General features: G+C 67.5%; 15 protein-coding genes, 1 tRNA gene and 1 pseudogene. 9 read left to right on the forward strand and 8 right to left on the reverse strand.

All coding sequences use genetic code 11. The annotated features are described in order from the left end of the window. Positions 1 to 191, reverse strand: a 191-nt coding sequence (locus B2J86_RS17980; RefSeq protein WP_216842304.1) for a hypothetical protein, incomplete at its 3' end; no start/stop codon positions are given. Then, entirely contained in the window at positions 188 to 901 is a 714-nt protein-coding gene (gene radC / locus B2J86_RS05240; protein WP_173024887.1) for a DNA repair protein RadC, read from the reverse strand. The genes B2J86_RS17980 and radC, both read right to left, overlap by 4 nt. 47 nt (positions 902 to 948) lie before the next feature. Between radC and B2J86_RS05245 the strand changes: the two genes are divergently transcribed. After that, positions 949 to 1,389 (forward strand): peptidylprolyl isomerase, encoded by a 441-nt coding sequence (locus B2J86_RS05245; RefSeq protein ID WP_173024888.1) that lies wholly within the window; start codon positions 949 to 951, stop codon positions 1,387 to 1,389. After that, positions 1,386 to 2,381 (forward strand): 4-hydroxy-3-methylbut-2-enyl diphosphate reductase, encoded by a 996-nt coding sequence (gene ispH, locus B2J86_RS05250; RefSeq protein ID WP_173024889.1) that lies wholly within the window; start codon positions 1,386 to 1,388, stop codon positions 2,379 to 2,381. Before B2J86_RS05245 ends, ispH begins: the two co-directional genes overlap by 4 nt. Positions 2,382 to 2,457: 76 nt before the next feature. On the opposite strand, the gene B2J86_RS05255 is transcribed toward ispH, so the two are convergent. Then, positions 2,458 to 3,126: an HPP family protein gene (locus B2J86_RS05255; RefSeq protein ID WP_173024890.1), complete on the reverse strand. Its 669-nt coding sequence runs from the start codon at positions 3,124 to 3,126 to the stop codon at positions 2,458 to 2,460. Between the two features lie 132 nt (positions 3,127 to 3,258). Between B2J86_RS05255 and B2J86_RS05260 the strand changes: the two genes are divergently transcribed. The 4 genes from B2J86_RS05260 to B2J86_RS05275 all read left to right on the forward strand — a co-directional run bounded on the left by B2J86_RS05260 (position 3,259) and on the right by B2J86_RS05275 (position 6,788). Next, the gene (locus tag B2J86_RS05260; protein WP_173024891.1) at positions 3,259 to 4,200 is read left to right on the forward strand and encodes a threonine/serine dehydratase; all 942 of its coding nucleotides are present in this window, start codon (positions 3,259 to 3,261) and stop codon (positions 4,198 to 4,200) included. 31 nt (positions 4,201 to 4,231) lie between these two features. Beyond that, complete coding sequence (serS, locus tag B2J86_RS05265; RefSeq protein WP_173024892.1) at positions 4,232 to 5,548, forward strand: serine--tRNA ligase; 1,317 nt, start codon at positions 4,232 to 4,234, stop codon at positions 5,546 to 5,548. Positions 5,549 to 5,580: 32 nt separating this feature from the next. After that, positions 5,581 to 5,670: transfer RNA gene (locus B2J86_RS05270), tRNA-Ser, on the forward strand. A 413-nt stretch (positions 5,671 to 6,083) separates the two neighbouring features. Then, a complete protein-coding gene (locus B2J86_RS05275; RefSeq protein ID WP_173024893.1) occupies positions 6,084 to 6,788 on the forward strand; it encodes an HNH endonuclease in 705 nt (234 codons plus the stop codon). 436 nt (positions 6,789 to 7,224) lie between these two features. Here the strand turns inward: B2J86_RS05275 and B2J86_RS05280 are convergent, their stop codons facing one another. Further along, positions 7,225 to 7,491, reverse strand: a complete 267-nt coding sequence (locus B2J86_RS05280; protein WP_173024894.1) for a hypothetical protein — start codon at positions 7,489 to 7,491, stop codon at positions 7,225 to 7,227. A 188-nt stretch (positions 7,492 to 7,679) separates the two neighbouring features. On the opposite strand from B2J86_RS05280, the pseudogene B2J86_RS05285 reads away from it, so the two are divergent. Then, a pseudogene (locus B2J86_RS05285) lies at positions 7,680 to 8,201 on the forward strand (acetoacetate--CoA ligase); the annotation flags it as partial. Between the two features lie 42 nt (positions 8,202 to 8,243). Beyond that, on the forward strand, positions 8,244 to 8,840 hold the full coding sequence (locus B2J86_RS05290; protein ID WP_173024895.1) for an alcohol dehydrogenase catalytic domain-containing protein: 597 nt from the start codon (positions 8,244 to 8,246) through the stop codon (positions 8,838 to 8,840). Positions 8,841 to 8,944: 104 nt separating this feature from the next. On the opposite strand, the gene betT is transcribed toward B2J86_RS05290, so the two are convergent. The 4 genes from betT to B2J86_RS05310 all read right to left on the reverse strand — a co-directional run bounded on the left by betT (position 8,945) and on the right by B2J86_RS05310 (position 14,488). Next, on the reverse strand, positions 8,945 to 11,212 hold the full coding sequence (betT, locus tag B2J86_RS05295) for a choline BCCT transporter BetT (protein ID WP_169633240.1): 2,268 nt from the start codon (positions 11,210 to 11,212) through the stop codon (positions 8,945 to 8,947). Then, positions 11,202 to 12,287, reverse strand: coding sequence for a formylglycine-generating enzyme family protein (locus B2J86_RS05300; protein WP_173024896.1), 1,086 nt, complete (start codon positions 12,285 to 12,287; stop codon positions 11,202 to 11,204). The genes betT and B2J86_RS05300 overlap by 11 nt, the downstream gene beginning before the upstream one ends. A 182-nt stretch (positions 12,288 to 12,469) precedes the next feature. After that, positions 12,470 to 13,774 (reverse strand): tryptophan--tRNA ligase, encoded by a 1,305-nt coding sequence (locus B2J86_RS05305; protein ID WP_173024897.1) that lies wholly within the window; start codon positions 13,772 to 13,774, stop codon positions 12,470 to 12,472. A 36-nt stretch (positions 13,775 to 13,810) separates the two neighbouring features. Further along, complete coding sequence (locus B2J86_RS05310) at positions 13,811 to 14,488, reverse strand: site-2 protease family protein (RefSeq protein ID WP_169633243.1); 678 nt, start codon at positions 14,486 to 14,488, stop codon at positions 13,811 to 13,813. A 230-nt stretch (positions 14,489 to 14,718) separates the two neighbouring features. Here B2J86_RS05310 and B2J86_RS05315 point away from each other — a divergent pair, with 230 nt between their 5' ends. Next, the gene (locus B2J86_RS05315; RefSeq protein ID WP_206041374.1) at positions 14,719 to 15,972 is read left to right on the forward strand and encodes a methyl-accepting chemotaxis protein; all 1,254 of its coding nucleotides are present in this window, start codon (positions 14,719 to 14,721) and stop codon (positions 15,970 to 15,972) included. Positions 15,973 to 16,010 lie beyond the last annotated feature (38 nt).

Below are 16,010 nucleotides of genomic sequence, written 5' to 3' on the forward strand. Positions count from 1 at the left end.
GCGCTGGCCGGCGTGGCGATGGGCCGAGACGCCTTCGCCCGCGCTGCTGCAGCGGCTGCCGCAGCGGCGCGCACACTGGCGCGGTTGGCGCCGCTTGCCGCAGTGGGCGCGGGCGGTGGCGCGGCCGCAGGTGCCACGCCCAAGGCGCGATCAAGCGCGGTCTGCAGTGCCGTGCGCTGGTGCTCGCTCACACCAGCCCCTGCTCTGCCATCGACAGCGCCTGCCCCGGCGCCACGATGATGTGGTCGAGCACGCGCACGTCCACCAGCGCCAGCGTGGTCTTGAGGGTCTGCGTGAGCGCCTCGTCGGCGCGGCTGGGCTGCACGCTGCCGCTGGGGTGGTTGTGCGCCAGCACCACGGCAGCGGCCTGGTGGTGCAGGGCGCGCAGCACCACTTCGCGCGGGTAGACGCTGGTCTGCGTGAGCGTGCCGCGAAACAGCTCTTCGAGCGCCAGCAGCCGGTGCTGGCTGTCGAGGAACAGCACCGCAAACACCTCGTGCCCCTTGTGCGCCAGGTGCAGCTGCAGGTAGTGCTTGACCGCATCGGGCGAGTCGAACGCCTCGCGCTCGCGCAGCTGCTGCGCCAGTGCCCGGCGCGCCAGCTCCATCACGGCCACCAGTTCGGCGCGCTTGGCAGGGCCCAGGCCCTTGGTGCGGCGCAGGTCGTCGCTGCTGGTGTGCAGCAGGCCGGCAATGCCGCCAAAGCCGCCGCTGGCGCGGCCTGTTTCGGGGCAGGTGGCGGGTGGGCTCAGCAGCTCCTCGGCCAGTTGCAGCACGCCCTTGCCTGTCATGCCGGTGCGCAGCAGGATCGCCAGCAGCTCGGCGTCCGCCAGCGCCGCGGGGCCGCGCGCGAGCAGCTTCTCGCGCGGCTGGGCGTCGGTGGGAAGGTCTTTGAGGGGCATGGAACGCGGGCCGGGTTCTAAAATGGCGCCAGTTTATAGAGGCACCCATGGCAACTGTTCAACCGGGCTCATTCCTGACCCTGCATTACCGTCTGGCGGGCCCCGCCGGCGACGTCATCAACACCTTTGCCGACAAACCGGCCACGCTGACGCTGGGCAACAGCGAGCTGTCGCCGGCGATGGAGCAGCGCCTGCAGGGCCTGGCCGAGGGCGCGCGCGCCACTTTCGAGCTGGCCGCCGGCGAGGCCTTCGGCGAGCGCAACCCCGAGATGCAGCAGTGGGTGGCGCGCCAGCTGCTAAGTGAGCTGGGCGACCCCGACGAGCAGTACCAGGTGGGCGACGTGATCAGCTTTCCGACCCCGGACGGCCTGGGCAGCTACGCCGGCACGGTGATCGGGTTGCGCGAGGGCGCCGTGCGTTTTGACTTCAACCACCCGCTGGCAGGCCAGCCGGTGACGTTCGAAGTGCAAGTGATCGGCGTGCTGTGAAACACCCCCAAGAGGTTTTGCTGGCCGAGCCGCGCGGTTTCTGTGCGGGCGTGGACCGCGCCATCGAGATCGTCGAGCGCGCTCTGCAGAAGTTTGGCGCGCCGATCTACGTGCGCCACGAGATCGTGCACAACACCTATGTGGTCAACGACCTCAAGGCCAAGGGCGCGGTCTTCATCGAAGAGCTGAACGACGTGCCGCCGGGCGCCACGCTGGTGTTCAGCGCGCACGGCGTGAGCAAGGCGGTGCAGGCCGAGGCGCGCGCGCGCGGCTTCAGCATTTTTGACGCGACCTGCCCGCTGGTGACCAAGGTGCACGTCGAGGTGGCCAAGCTGGCGCAGGACGGCTACGAGTTCATCATGATCGGCCACAAGGGCCACCCCGAGGTCGAAGGCACCATGGGCCAGCTCGACAGCGGCATCCACCTGGTCGAAGACGTGCAGGATGTGGCGCATGTGCAGCCACTGCAGACCGAGCGCCTGGCCGTGGTCACGCAGACCACGCTCTCGGTGGACGATGCGGCCGAGATCATGGCCGCCGTGCGTGCGCGCTTTCCGAGCGTGCGCGAGCCCAAGCAGCAGGACATCTGCTATGCCACGCAAAACCGCCAGGACGCGGTCAAGCTGCTGAGTCCGCAGGTCGAGCTGGTCATCGTGGTGGGCAGCCCCACCAGCTCCAACAGCAACCGCCTGCGTGAGCTCGCGGCCAAGCTGGGCACCACGGCCTACATGGTCGACGGTGCCAACGAGCTGCGCCCCGAGTGGTTTGACGGCATCGCGCGCGTGGGCCTCACGGCGGGCGCGTCGGCCCCGGAAGTGCTGGTCAAGCAGGTGATTGCGCGCATCAAGGCGCTGGGCGCGGTGTCGGTGCGCACCATGGACGGCATACAGGAAACCGTGAAATTCCCGCTGCCCAAGGGGCTCAAGATCGATGCCGCCACCGGCCTGCAGCTGGCCCAGCGCCGCCCGGAGACCGGTGCCGCAGGGCATTGATTGCTTCTTATTGATAGCTATTTGCGCTGGCTGCATAAGCGTTAGAGGCCTATTTCACTGAAACTTCCGTGGCGCCTCAGCTCCACAGGTCGAGCGGCGGATCGGCCGCCACGGCGCGCAGGATGTCGGTGCGCGAGATGAAGCCGGAGAGCACGCCCGCCGCGTCGGTCACCGGCAGGCCGGGCAGGCCGGTGTCGAGCAGCACGCTGGCCACGCGGCGCAGTTCGGCGTCCTGCGACACCGTGGGCACCGGGCTCACCATCACCTCGGCGACCGGGCGGCGCGCCCGCCGCACCGCGTCGCCCACCGCGCCGGGCTGGGGCAACAGGTCCGGCGGCGCCAGGTCGGCGCGCAGCAGCAACCCCACCACCTGGCCCTGCGTATCGACCACGGGGGCCTGCGCAATGCCGTGCTGCGCCAGCTGCTGCCAGGCGTGTTCCGCGCGCGCATCGGGGGACACCGTCAGTGCACCGGCGGTCATCACGTCGCGCACGCGGGTCAGCGGCCGGCGCGCCTCCTGCGGGCCCTGCACGGTCTGCGCGTAGGCGGCCATGGCGTCCTGGGCGCGCAGGTGGATGCTGGCCGGGGCATGGCCCGGCGCGGCCTCGGCGCCGGGCGCGGGCACATCGACGCGGCCGGCGCGCAAGGCCTGCGGCCGCTGCACGCGGCGCACGGGCGCCACCTGGGACAGCTTTTCAGAGCCGCCGCGGTACATCTGCCCCGAAGGGCCGAAGACAAAGAACATGGATCCTCCTGCATGCGGGCGGCGGAGCCCCCGTGGCCATGTTATCGGCAGCCAGGGCGAAAAGTGGTGCACGCTCCTGCGGAGCGCCGGCGCACCTACACTGCCCAGCCTTGCCTTCCCGGAGCCAGAACCATGATCGACCGCGCCGCCATCGCCGCCGCCCGCCGCCAGCTCGCCACCCAGGCCGACTTCCTGCGCACCACGCCGATGTGGCGCGTGGCGGGCCGGCAGCTGGGAGTCGATTGCGCCGAGGTCTGGCTCAAACTGGAGCACCTGCAGGTGGGCGGCAGCTTCAAGGCGCGCGGCATGCTGTACCGGCTGCTGGCCAACCCGGTGCCGGCCAGCGGCGTCGTCATCGCTTCGGGCGGCAACGCCGGCATTGCCGTGGCCGCGGCGGCGCAGGCGCTGGGCGTGCGCTGCGAGGTCTATGTGCCCGAGGTGTCGCCCGAGGCCAAGCGCGCGCGCCTGCGCGCGCTGGGCGCCGACGTGGTGGTGGCGGGGGCGGCGTATTCCGAAGCCCTGCAGGCCTGCCTTGAGCGCCAGCAGGCCACGGGCGCCTTGCTGGCGCACGCCTACGACCAGCCCGAGGTGGTGGCCGGCGCGGGCACGCTGGCGCAGGAGATGGAAGAGCAGGGCGGTCGGCCGCCCGACACCGTGATGGTCAGCGTGGGCGGCGGCGGCCTGATCGCAGGGGTGGCCGCCTGGGTCGAGAGCCGCGCCCATGTGGTGGCCCTGGAGCCCGAGCGCGCGCCCACGCTGCACAGCGCACGCGCGGCCGGCGCGCCCGTGGACGTGGAGGTCGGCGGGCTGGCCGCAGACTCGCTGGGCGCGCGCCGCATTGGTGCCATCGCCTGGGAAGTGGGCCAGCGCCACATCCACGAGGCGCTGCTGCTGCCGGACGAGGCCATCCGCGCCGCGCAGCTGTGGCTGTGGAAAGAGCTCAAGCTGGCCGTCGAGCCCGCGGCGGCCCTGGGCCTGGCGGCATTGCACAGCGGCGCCTACCGCCCCCAGCCGCAGGAAACCGTGGCCCTGATCCTGTGCGGCGCCAATTTCGACCCGGCCAGCCTGGCCTGAGGCCCGCACGCCACGCCCCTAAAATCGCACCATGCTTGACATCCTTCTTCTCCGCAAAGACCTCGACACCGCCATCGCGCGCCTGGAGACCCGCAAAGCCCCCCAGACCTTCCTGAACGTGCCAGCGTTCCAGGCATTGGAATCCGAACGCAAGACGCTGCAGACCCGCACGGAGGAGCTGCAGTCCCAACGCAACCAGCTGTCCAAGCAGATCGGCATGCTGATGGGCAAGGGCGATAAGGACGGCGCAGAAACCGCCAAGGCCCAGGTGGCGGCATCCAAGGCGGAGCTGGAGCAATCGGCCGCGCGCCTGGAGCAGATCCAGGCCGAGCTGCAGGCGATGCTCATGGCCGTGCCCAACCTGCCGCACGAAAGCGTGCCCGTGGGCGCCGACGAAGCCGGCAACGTCGAGGTGCGCCGCTGGGGTGCCCCCGCCAGCTTTGCCTTCGAGCCGCGGGACCACGTCGATGTGGGCACGCCACTGGGCCTGGACTTCGACATGGGCGTCAAGCTCTCGGGCACGCGCTTCACGGTCATGAAGGGCCCGATCGCGCGCCTGCACCGGGCGCTGGCGCAGTTCATGCTCGACCTGCAGACGCAGGAGCACGGCTACACCGAGTGCTACGTGCCCTATGCGGTGAACGTCGATTCGCTCAAGGGCACGGGCCAGCTGCCCAAGTTCGAGGGCGACCTGTTCGCCGCGAAGAAGGGCGGCCAGGACGGCGAGCCCGTGCCCGACAACGCGGCGCTGTACCTGATCCCCACCAGCGAAGTGCCGCTGACCAACTTCGTGCGCGACGTGGTGGTGGCCGAAGACCAGCTGCCGATCAAGCTCACGGCCCACACGCCGTGCTTTCGCTCGGAGGCCGGCAGCTACGGCCGCGACACGCGCGGCATGATCCGCCAGCACCAGTTCGACAAGGTCGAGATGGTGCAGATCGTGCACCCCGACCAAAGCTACGAAGCGCTCGAAGAGATGACCGGCCACGCCGAGGCCGTGCTGCAAAAGCTCGGCCTGCCGTACCGCGTCATGAGCCTGTGCACCGGCGACATGGGCTTTGGCGCTGCCAAGACCTACGACCTGGAAGTGTGGCTGCCCGGCCAGAACAATTACCGCGAGATCAGCTCGGTGAGCAACTGCGAAGCCTTCCAGGCGCGCCGCCTGCAGGCCCGCTTCAAGAACGCCCAGGGCAAGAACGAACTGGTGCACACCCTCAACGGCTCGGGCCTTGCGGTGGGCCGCACGCTGGTGGCCGTGCTGGAGAACTACCAGCGCGCAGACGGCCGCGTGGAGGTGCCGGAAGTGCTGCGGCCTTATATGGGCGGCGTCGAATTTCTACAGCCCTGAATTGCTGCTAGAATCGCAGGCTTCGACACACAGGAGAGGTGGCAGAGTGGTCGAATGTACCTGACTCGAAATCAGGCGTAGTGGCAACACTACCGTGGGTTCGAATCCCACCCTCTCCGCCAAATAAAACCCTAAGTGATTGACTCGCTTAGGGTTTTTTCTTGGCCAAAATTGAGCCCCACATACCACCCCCCATAAAGCTGGGTGGTAGGGACAAGGTGGCTAGCTGGGCGCGAACATGCCTTGTTATGGCCGCGAGGCCAGGGCGTCCGCTGGTGTGGGGCTCGCCCGGGCGGGCGTCAGACCACCATCCCCACAGCGTACACGTACCCCGCTCCAGTACCAAAGGTACTGGTGGGTTTCGTGCCCCCTTCCTGCCCTCTGCAACAAGGGGGCACCGATCGCGCACGGAAGGGGGCACAAACGACCAAATTGCCCGGATCGTCCGTGTCCCCTTCTTCGTTCCGCTTATAGCCCCGCCCGGGGCCGGTTAGCCTTGCGCGAAAATAGCTTTTTCTAGCTCGATTGTTGAGGCATGAACTTCTACGACTGGATGATTCACAAGGGGCTGTCGAAGTCCTCCGCGAGGAGCTACGACGGCGCACTCCGGGGTTCACTGTCCCAATGGGCGATGGACCACGGCCTGATTTCAGGTCCCTTAACTGCATTGACCAGTTCTGCCGCCCTTGGAGCCCTTTCCCCCCGCATTCAGGAACTGCCTGTTTTCCAAGAGCGGAACGCGCGTGGGCATCACATGTACAGCGCCACCTTGTCCCAGTTCGCCGCATACCTCGCCAGCAACGGTAGCGACGACGTGCAAGCGGACCTTGAACAGATCATCAGCGATCCCACCACGACGACGACCGAAAAGACGGCACTGATCAAATCCCGGATCGGGCAGGGCACGTTTCGAGACAAGGTGCTGCTGCACTGGACCGGCTGCGCCGTGACGGGCTTCAGCGACACCAGCCTCCTTGTTGCGTCCCACATCAAGCCGTGGAAAAAGTCCACGAACAGTGAGCGCTTGGACCAGTGGAACGGGCTGTTGCTTTCGCCAAACCTGGATAAGGCGTTCGACAAGGGCTTTATCACTTTCGCGCCGGACGGGGCGATTTGCCTCTCGCCCCTTCTCACCGAGGCTGCCAAACTTGGGATCACGCCCACAATGAAGATCGCACTGAAACCGGAGCATGAAAAGTACATGGCGCACCATCGGTCAGAAGAGTTCAAAAGCGAGTAGTCACCCTCTATAGGTTTCTTGTTCAGCTTCGCTCGGGCTCGGTACGCATGGGGCACCCGGCACTGACCTTGCACCCCCTATCCAGAATACACCTGGGGCGAAGCCCCTCATGGAGTTTTTTTGGGGCTCAAAACGCCCGCCCTATAAGTCCACAGTGCCCCTGGTGCCCATACCGCTTTCAACAACGCACGCACTTCCCGTGTCGAGTCTTTATCGCAAGGGAAATCCGCACGTTTTCGACAACCTACCCGGAATCGCAAATTTTCCGCCGTCGTCAGCCTTAACCCCGGCCCGTTCAAACGCGAGCGCTATGTCCTTCACGGCGGCAAGCTGCCGGGCCACCTTCCAGCGTTCCAGCACTTCGCCACTATGCGCCCAAGCGCAAGCAGTCCCGGCTGGTCCTTCGCCCATCAGCCGATGCTCAATTGGGTTGACGTCAGGCGATATAGCCCTCGCCGGTCATGCCGTGGCACTTGGTTCCACCTTCGCTGACGATCGCGTCGGGCAACCCGTCGCCGTTGATGTCCCGGACCTCGGAGACCGTGCCTTCGGCGCATGCCATCCATTTCGTGCCCTTGAGCTTGTATCCAGCGGCCTTGAATGCGGCGGCCGTATCGGTGGGCGAGAGCGTCATTTCTTGTGCTGAAGGTGGCCAGCTTGCGCCGCCAAGCAGGACAGCAGTGATCAGGGTGGTGTAACGCATGTTTGACTCCCGCGGCGCCCGACAATCAGTACCTGAGTGCACGATTGGACGCTTGGGGAAAATGCAACTCGAACTCATTGCTGACAGCGGCCATTGTGGCGTCCGACGGTAGCTTACGCCCCAATGCTTCCGGAGCGGATGCTCGCATTGAAGGCAGGGACTAACGCGGTCTGTAGCCGCAAAGGCAGCGCTACCGCGAGAGCTATTTCGAGATGTACCCGGGCGTCTGGCGCCAAGGCGACTGGATACGCTTTACCCGCCATGGCAGCTCGGTGATTTACGGTCGCTCCGACAGCACGATTAACCGCTTGGGCATCCGCATCGGCACCGCCGAGATCTACCGCGTGGTCGAAGAACTGCCCGAGGTGTGCGACAGCCTGGTCATTGATCTGGAGTTCCTCGGGCGACCTTCCTTCCTGCCCTTGTTCGTGGTGGTGCAGCCGGGGAGGAGCTTGGACCAGGCCCTGGTGGAGCGCATCCAGCAGCAAATCCGCACCAAGGCCTCGGGCCGACATGTGCCCGACGCGGTGGTCCAGGTGAGCGAAATTCCGCGAACCCTCACGGGCAAGAAGATGGAGGTTCCGGTGCGAAACTTGCTGCAGGGGGCCGAGGCGGCCCAGGTTGCCAGTCCCGATGCCATACAAAATCCCTCCAGCCTGGACTTTTTCGTCGACTACGCCAAGGCGCTGGACCTCGGCCGCCCCGCCTGATGCGAACGGCGCTCTTTTGGCAACCATTCGCGAGGGCCGCCCTTGAAAGCAGCATTCATCACTGGCCACGGTGGCAATGAGGGGGTGGAAGTGCGCGAATGCGAGCGTCCCAGCCGCCGGTCGGGCGAAGTCTTGGTGCGGGTGGAGGCAGCGACCCTCAACCAGGGCGACTTGTACATGCGCAACAGCGGTGCCGGCATCATCCACCAATTGACCCAGATCATGGGCTTGGACACCGCTGGCGTCGTTGAGGGGGTGGACGATGCCGAGACCCTGTTGAGCGCAGGACAGCAGGTCGTCATCCATCCGGGGATCGCCTGCGGCCGCTGTGAGTTCTGCCAGCGCGGTGAAGGCGTTCTTTGCACGAAGATGCAATTGCTCGGAGAGCACCGCCACGGTACCTTCGCGCAGTGGATCAGCATGCCGGCCCAGAACGTGTTCCCCATGCCGCAGGGCCTCACCTTCGCTCAGGCTGCCGCCCTGGGAGTCAACCACCTGACGGCCTGGCGCATGCTGTTCACCAAGGCCCAGGTGCGGCCCTGGGAGACGGTGCTGGTGTTCGGCATTGGCGGTGGTGTCTCGCTGGCCGCCATGCAACTGGCCAAAGCCATAGGGGCCAAGGTGATCCAGACCAGTTGATCGTAGGGGGGATTCAACCGGTCGTCGTCTTCTCTCCAGGGTTACGAGCTTGGTCAGCCACTTGGGGCCACTCGCCGGCGTGAAGCCCCGCTGCTCTCCAAGACTCAGCTGTCCCCCGCGTCCTTCGGCACTGCGGACTGCTGGCCTTGGGGCGGCAACGGCGGGGTGAGCACCGATGCGGTGTCGGTCTGGCTGGAGATGGTGAGGAACGCGAGGTGGGCCTCGTACCGCTCGAGCACGTCGTCAATCACCTGCTGCTTGGTGAGGCCCATCAAGTCATAGCCGCCCGAACCGGTTTGCGTGAACACCTCAAGCCGGTAGTAGACGTCGGTCTCACGCGACATCCGGCCGCTGAACATCGGTACCGGTGCCTCGACGATGGCGACCTGGTAGAGGAAGGCGCGGAACGCGTCCATCGACACCCGCAGCAGCGGCTCCTCGATGCCGCTCGCGTTGGTCATGGCAGCCCGCTCGACCTCGTAACCCTGCTTGCGGAACTCGGCGGCGACGTCGTCGAGCGCCGGCCGCACCGTGCGGTCGAGGAACTGGATGACCTCCCGCCGCGACGGAAACGCGCGCAATTGTTCAAGCCGCTGTTTCCACGACCGCTCCGGCACGTGGCCGCCACTGGGAGCGATGGACGGTCTTCGCAGCACCTGGCCCTCGCGCTCGGCCCGCTCCATCCGCAGCACTTTGTAGAAGGACGCCATCACCAGGTAGGCGATGACCGTCACCGGCAATGCGAAGATGAGCGTCGCGTACTCCATCGTCGTCACGCCCCCCGCAAACAGCATCGCCACGGCGAGCACCGCGGTGAGCACGGCCCAGAAGATGCGCAACCATTTCGGCCCGTCGTGCGACGGGTCGGGGATCGAGGCCGAGAAGTTCGACATCACCATCGCGCCCGAGTTCGCGCTCGTGAGGTAGAACAGCAGTCCCGAGAGCGTCGCCAGACCTATCAGGAACATCGCGCCCGGGAACATCTCCAGCAGTGCGTACCAACCGCGCTCCGGGCTCTGGACCGCGAGTTCGGCGAACGCGGTGTTGCCCTGCATCACCTGAAACAGGGCCGAGTTGCCGAACAGCGAGACGATGATGAAGTCGCACAGCACGGGTGCGGTGATTGCCGCGATCACGAACTCGCGCAGCGTGCGCCCGCGCGAGATGCGGGCGAGGAAGACGCCGACGAACGGCCCCCACGCGAGCCAGAACGCCCAGAAGAACAGCGTCCACCCGCCCATCCACTCGGCGCTGTTGGGTTCGTACGCGAAGGTCTGCAGCGTGCGTGCGGGGAACGTGACGAGGAAGCGGCCGATGTTCTCGACCAGGGCGTTCAAGAGGAACGCCGTCTGCCCGGTGACGAGGATGTAGACCATCATCGCCACGGCGCTCCAGAGGTTCAGCTCGGAGATCCAGCGGATGCCGCGGTCGACGCCGGACGTGGTGGCCGCGATGGTCAGAACCACCGCGCCGATGACCAGCGCGATCTGCAGCGCGAGGCCCTGCTCCAGGCCGAAGATCAGCGAGAAGCCGACGCCCAGCAGTACGACGCCGATGCCCATCGACGTGGCAACGCCGAACACGGTGCCGACCAGCGCGATGATGCTGATGCCGTCGCCCAAGGGGCCGCGCACGCGCTTGCCGAGCAGCGGGTAGAGCGCCGCGCGGATCGACAGCGGCATGCCCCACCGGTACGCGAAATAGCCCATCGCCATGCCCAGCAGCGCATACATCGCCCAGCCGGCGATGCCGTAGTGGAACATCGTCCAGACGACCGCGTCCTGCATCGCCGCGGCGGTGCCGCCCTCGCCGGAGGGCGGATGCAGGTACTGCACGACGGGGCCGGTGACCGAGAAGAAGAGCATGTCGATCCCGACCCCGGCGGCGAACAGCATCGACACCCAGGTCACGAGTTTGTACTGCGGCCGCGAGTGGTCGGGACCGAGCCGCACGTCGCCTTCCTTGGAGAACGCGACCCAGAGCACAAAGCCGATCACCAGCGTCATCGTGAGCACGTAGTACCACCCAAGGTTCGTCGCGATCCAGTCGACGGCCGTCTTCATTGATGTGCGCGCGTCGGTGGGCAAGAGGATGGCCCAGACCGAGAAGGCGAGGATCACGGCCGACGAAATCAACAGAACGCCCCAGTTGATGCGGGCCGTGCGGTCCTCGATCAGTTCCTGCGGCCCCTTGCTGAGGTCGCTGCGCGACACCGGCGCGTCGTCGTCGTCGGGGCGCCCATGCCGGCGTTGCGTGCCGCCGAATCGGCTGCGCTCCAGCGGAGCAAGCGATTTCGCCGCCTGCGTGTTCGGCGCTTGCGCGCGCGGCTGAGCGGCTTCGGAGCGCTCGTCGCTGGATGGCTCAATGGGCATGGGTTGGCTCCTTCCGAGGGGCGGCGCGGCGCCTGGACCTGGGGCCCTCCGGCCGGTCTTCGCGCACCAGGCGCATGCCGACCAGGGTGTAGCGCGTTTGCGGACTGTTCCAGTTGCGGTAGGCGCAGCGCGCGTAGAACGCCCAGGTGTGCCACGAGCCACCGCGGCGCACGCGCACGCTGCCTTCGGCGGGGCCTTGCGGGTCGTTGCGGGGGGAGTGGGCGTAATAGGTTTCGCCATGCCAGTCCGCGACCCATTCCCAGGCATTGCCCAGCATGTCGTGCAGCCCAAAGGCGTTGGGCGCGAAGCTTCCCACGGGCGCGGTGAACGCGTGGCCGTCGCTGCCCTGCAGCGCGTGTGCTTGCCAGCGCGGCCAGTAGCGCGCGGCCTCCTGGTCGAAGGTGTTGGCATGGCGCACCAGGTCTTGCGGTTCGTCGCCGTGCGGGTAGCGGGTGCGCGTGCCGGCGCGGCACGCGTATTCCCATTCGGCTTCGGTCGGCAGGCGGTAGCGGTGCCCCTCGGTGCGGCTGAGCCAGGCCGCCAGGGCCTGCGCGTCGTTCCAAGTGACGTTGACCACAGGGTGGTCGTCGCCCTGCGCAAAGCCGGGGTTGCGCCAGGAATAGCGTGGGTCGCGCCCCTCGAACGCGTCGCCGCGCGCGCTGGTGGCGGGATCGTAGCCGGGGTTGTAGCCGTAGCCACCAGTGCCATCGGCCTCGGATTCGGGCCGGTAGCCCGAGGCTTCGATGAAGCGGCGGAACTGTCCCACTGTCACCTCGTGCTGGCCCAGGTAGAAGGCGCGGCGGATGCGCACGGTGTGCACCGGCGCTTCGTCGCCCAGCAGCCCGAAGCGTTCGGGCTCCAGGTCCGGGTAGTCGCGCGCCAGGGTTGCGGGCGCTTCTTGGCTGCCCATGGCGAACTGCCCGGCCGGAATGCGCACAAAGGCCATGCCCAGCGTGTTGCGCCACACCGCCACGCCCGCCGGCTGCGGCGCGGGCGCCGCGGGGCCTTGCGCGGCCCCTGAGGTGGCAAGCAGCGTCAGGGCACAGGCAACAAGGAGGGGCGCAGGGTGGGGCATCGCGGTGTTTCCCGAAGCGGCCACGGCGGCCTGGAACGGTGCAGTGTATGCGGGGCGCACCGCATGGCGGCGGCGGTTTGGGTGTTTTTGGCCTCTAGCCCTTATGCAGAAAGCGTTGGTAGCTACAAAAAAAAAGAGCGCTTCAACAGAAGCGCTCGCAGCCTGCGGATCGCGCAGCTGTCTCAGCTGGCCGCGGCGTCCGCCAGCGCCTGCAGCGCGGCGGCCACGTCGCTGTCGGCCACGCCGTCCACCGGCGCCAGGTGCGGTGCCAGCTCGGCCAGCGCGGGGGCGCCGCGCTGCTGGAGTTGGGCAATGGCCTGGCCCGCATCGCGCGGCGCGGCAAAACCCGTGCTTTGCAGCAGCACGCGGCCGTCCGCCGCGACGAGCTTGAAGTAGAACCGACCGTCCGCCTCGCGGTACTGCTTGAAGCTGGGCAGCGCGGCCTTGGCCGCTTTGGGTTGGGTCTGCGGCGCCGCGCCCGCCACCAGGCTGCGCAGGCCCACGGCGCTGCGCAGTTCGCGCATGAAGGGGGTGGCGAGGGCGCGGGCGCGCTCGGCGCCCGCGAGCAGCGTCTGCTCGATGCGCGCGGGGTTGTGGACCAGCGCTTCGTATTGCTCGCGCATCGGCGCGATGACCTGGTCCACGCGCTCGAGCAGCACCTGCTTGGCGTCGCCCCAGGCGATGCCGTCGGCAAATTGCTGGCGCAGTGCGGCGGTCTCGGCCGCGGTGGCGAAGGCCTGGTAGATCTGGAACAGGGCCGAGCCCTCGGCTTCCTTGGGCTCGCCCGGTGCACGCGAGTCGGTCACGATGCCCTGGATGAGCTTGCGCAGCTGCTCGCGCGACGAAAACAGCGGAATCGTGTTGTCGTAGCTCTTGCTCATCTTGCGGCCGTCGAGGCCGGGCAGCGTGGCCACATGCTCGTCGATGGCCGCCTCGGGCAGCACGAAGTGCTCGCCATAGAGGTGGTTGTAGCTGGCGGCCATGTCGCGCGCCATCTCGATGTGCTGGATCTGGTCGCGTCCGACGGGCACCTTGTGCGACTTGAACATCAGGATGTCGGCGGCCATGAGCACGGGGTACATGAAAAGGCCCGCCGTCACGCCGTCGTCGGCGTCGCGGCCCGCGGCCAGGTTCTTGTCCTGCGATGCCTTGTATGCGTGGGCGCGGTTGAGCAGGCCCTTGCCGGCCACGCAGCTCAGCAGCCAGTTGAGCTCGGGGATCTCAGGGATGTCGGACTGTCGGTAGAAGGTGACGCGCTCGGGGTCGAGGCCCGCGGCGAGCCAGCTGGCCGCGATCTCCAGCGTCGAGCGCTGGATGCGCAGCGGGTCTTCGCACTTGATCAGCGCGTGGTAGTCCGCGAGAAAGTAAAAGCTCTGCACGCCCGGCGTGCGGCTGGCCGCCACGGAGGGGCGGATGGAGCCGACGAAGTTGCCCAGGTGGGGGGTGCCGGTGGTCGTGATGCCGGTGAGAAAGCGCGTGGTACTCATGGAGCGGGGGAATAAAAGTTCAGTCGAAACACGTTCTTACAGCAGCAGTGCCGTCAGGGGGGTGAGCAAGAGGTTGATGGCGGCGTAGCCCAGCGACATGAGCGGGCGCAGCCACAAGGTGCCGACCACGCCGGCAATGACCAGCGCCATGACGATGAAAAAGCCCCAGGGCTCGACGCGCGAAACCAGGTGGGCCTGCTTCCAGGGCAGCATGCCGACCAGGATGCGACCGCCGTCCAGCGGCGGCAGCGGAAACAGGTTGAAAGCCCACATGACCAGGTTGACGAGCACGCCGGCACGCGCCATTTCCATGAAGAACCGCTCGTGCAGCCCCGAGCCGACAAGCACCACCAGCACCGCGCCCCAGAGCAGGGCCTGCGCGAAGTTGGACGCCGGGCCCGCCAGGGCCACCCACACCATGTCGCGCTTGGGGTTGCGCAGGTTGCCGAAGTTCACCGGCACGGGCTTGGCATAGCCGAACAGGAAGGCGCCCGAGGTGGCGAAGTACAGCAGCAGCGGCATCAGGATGGTGCCGACCGGGTCGATGTGCTTGAGCGGGTTGAGCGTGATGCGCCCGAGCATGGCGGCCGTGTTGTCACCGAAGTGGCGTGCCGCATAGCCATGGGCCGCCTCGTGCACGGTGATGGCAAACAGCACCGGCAGGGCGTAGATCAGAACGGTTTGGATGAGATTGGAGAGGTCCACCGCTGCCATTGTCTCAGACCCGCCGCCCGGGTTCGGGCAAGCGGACCGCAAGGGGCCGTCCACTGCCGCTTTGCCGCCGCGCGTGCCGGTCGGTGCACCCGCGCCTGAGACCCTGCGGACGCTGTCCCGGCGACTCGGACCAATCGTTGGTAGTATTTGTTCTGTTACTAAATGTCGCTCTGTCTGAAATGGCTTGCAACCATGGGGCAGCGCGGCCCTATTATTTCTGGAGACTTTTCTTGGCCTTGAACAACTTGAAAATTGGCACCCGCCTGGTGCTGGTGTTTGGCACCATTGCCCTGCTGGTGGCGTTGCTCGTCGGCGTGGCGGTGGCCGGCATGGGCCAGGCCGCCGACGCACACCGCGCGGCGATGGCCCTGGCCGGCGGTCTGGCCGATGCACAGCGCGCACCGCTGGAGCGCGCCGTGCAGGGCGCGCAGGCGCACCTGGACAGCGTGCACATGTGGCTGTGGATTCTGGGCGGCGCGGTGTTCGCGGTGGCGGCTATGTCCTTTGTGCGCTTGCGCAGCGCCATCGTCCACCCGCTCAACCAGGCCATCCTGATCGCCGAGACGGTGGCTGCAGGCGACCTGAGCCAGGAGTTCAGCACCGAGCTGCAGGGCGACTTCGGCCGCCTGCTGGGCGCGCTGGGCACCATGGAAGACACGCTCACGGACCTCGTGGCGCGCATCAAGCAGTCCACCGACTCCATTGCCGATGCCGCGGGCGAAATCGACTCGGGCAACTCGGACCTGTCGCGCCGCACCGAAGACCAGGTGTCGTCGCTGACCCAGACCGCCGCCAGCATGGCGCAGCTCACCTCCACGGTGCGCGCGAACGCCGAGCGCGCCCAGTCGGCCAGTGGCCTGGCCGTCGATGCCTCGGGCATTGCGCGGCGCGGGGGCGAGGTGGTCAGCGAGGTCGTGCAGACCATGCAGGCCATCAGCGGCAGCTCGCGCAAGATCGTGGACATCATCCAGGTCATCGAGGGCATCGCCTTTCAGACCAACATCCTGGCGCTCAATGCGGCCGTCGAGGCCGCGCGCGCAGGCGAGCAGGGCCGCGGCTTTGCCGTCGTGGCGTCGGAAGTGCGCAACCTCGCGCAGCGCAGCGCCGTGGCGGCGCGCGAGATCAAGGACCTGATCGGCCAGTCGGTGCAGCAGGTCGAGAGCGGGGCGGGCCTGGTGGGCCAGGCCGGATCGACCATGGCGGAAATTGTCGGCGCCGTAGGCCAGGTGACCACGCTGCTGGGCGATATCTCGCAGGCGCTGCGCGAACAGAGCGAGGGCATCGAGCATGTCAACCATGCCGTGGCCGACATGGACGGCGCCACCCAGCAAAACGCCGCCCTGGTGCAGCAGGCGGCCAGCGCGGCGTCGGCTCTGTCGGCCCAGGCGCGCGACCTGCAACTGGCCGTGGGGGCCTTCAAGCTCGAAGACGACGGGGCCCTGGCCCCGATGCAGGGCGGTCTGCTGCGCCTGAGCGCTGCCTGAGCAGATCCGCAGCGCGCCGCGCGGCCTCGGCCCTGGCC

The sequence above is a fragment of the Acidovorax sp. SRB_14 genome (assembly GCF_012932145.1).
Classification (GTDB): domain Bacteria; phylum Pseudomonadota; class Gammaproteobacteria; order Burkholderiales; family Burkholderiaceae_C; genus Simplicispira.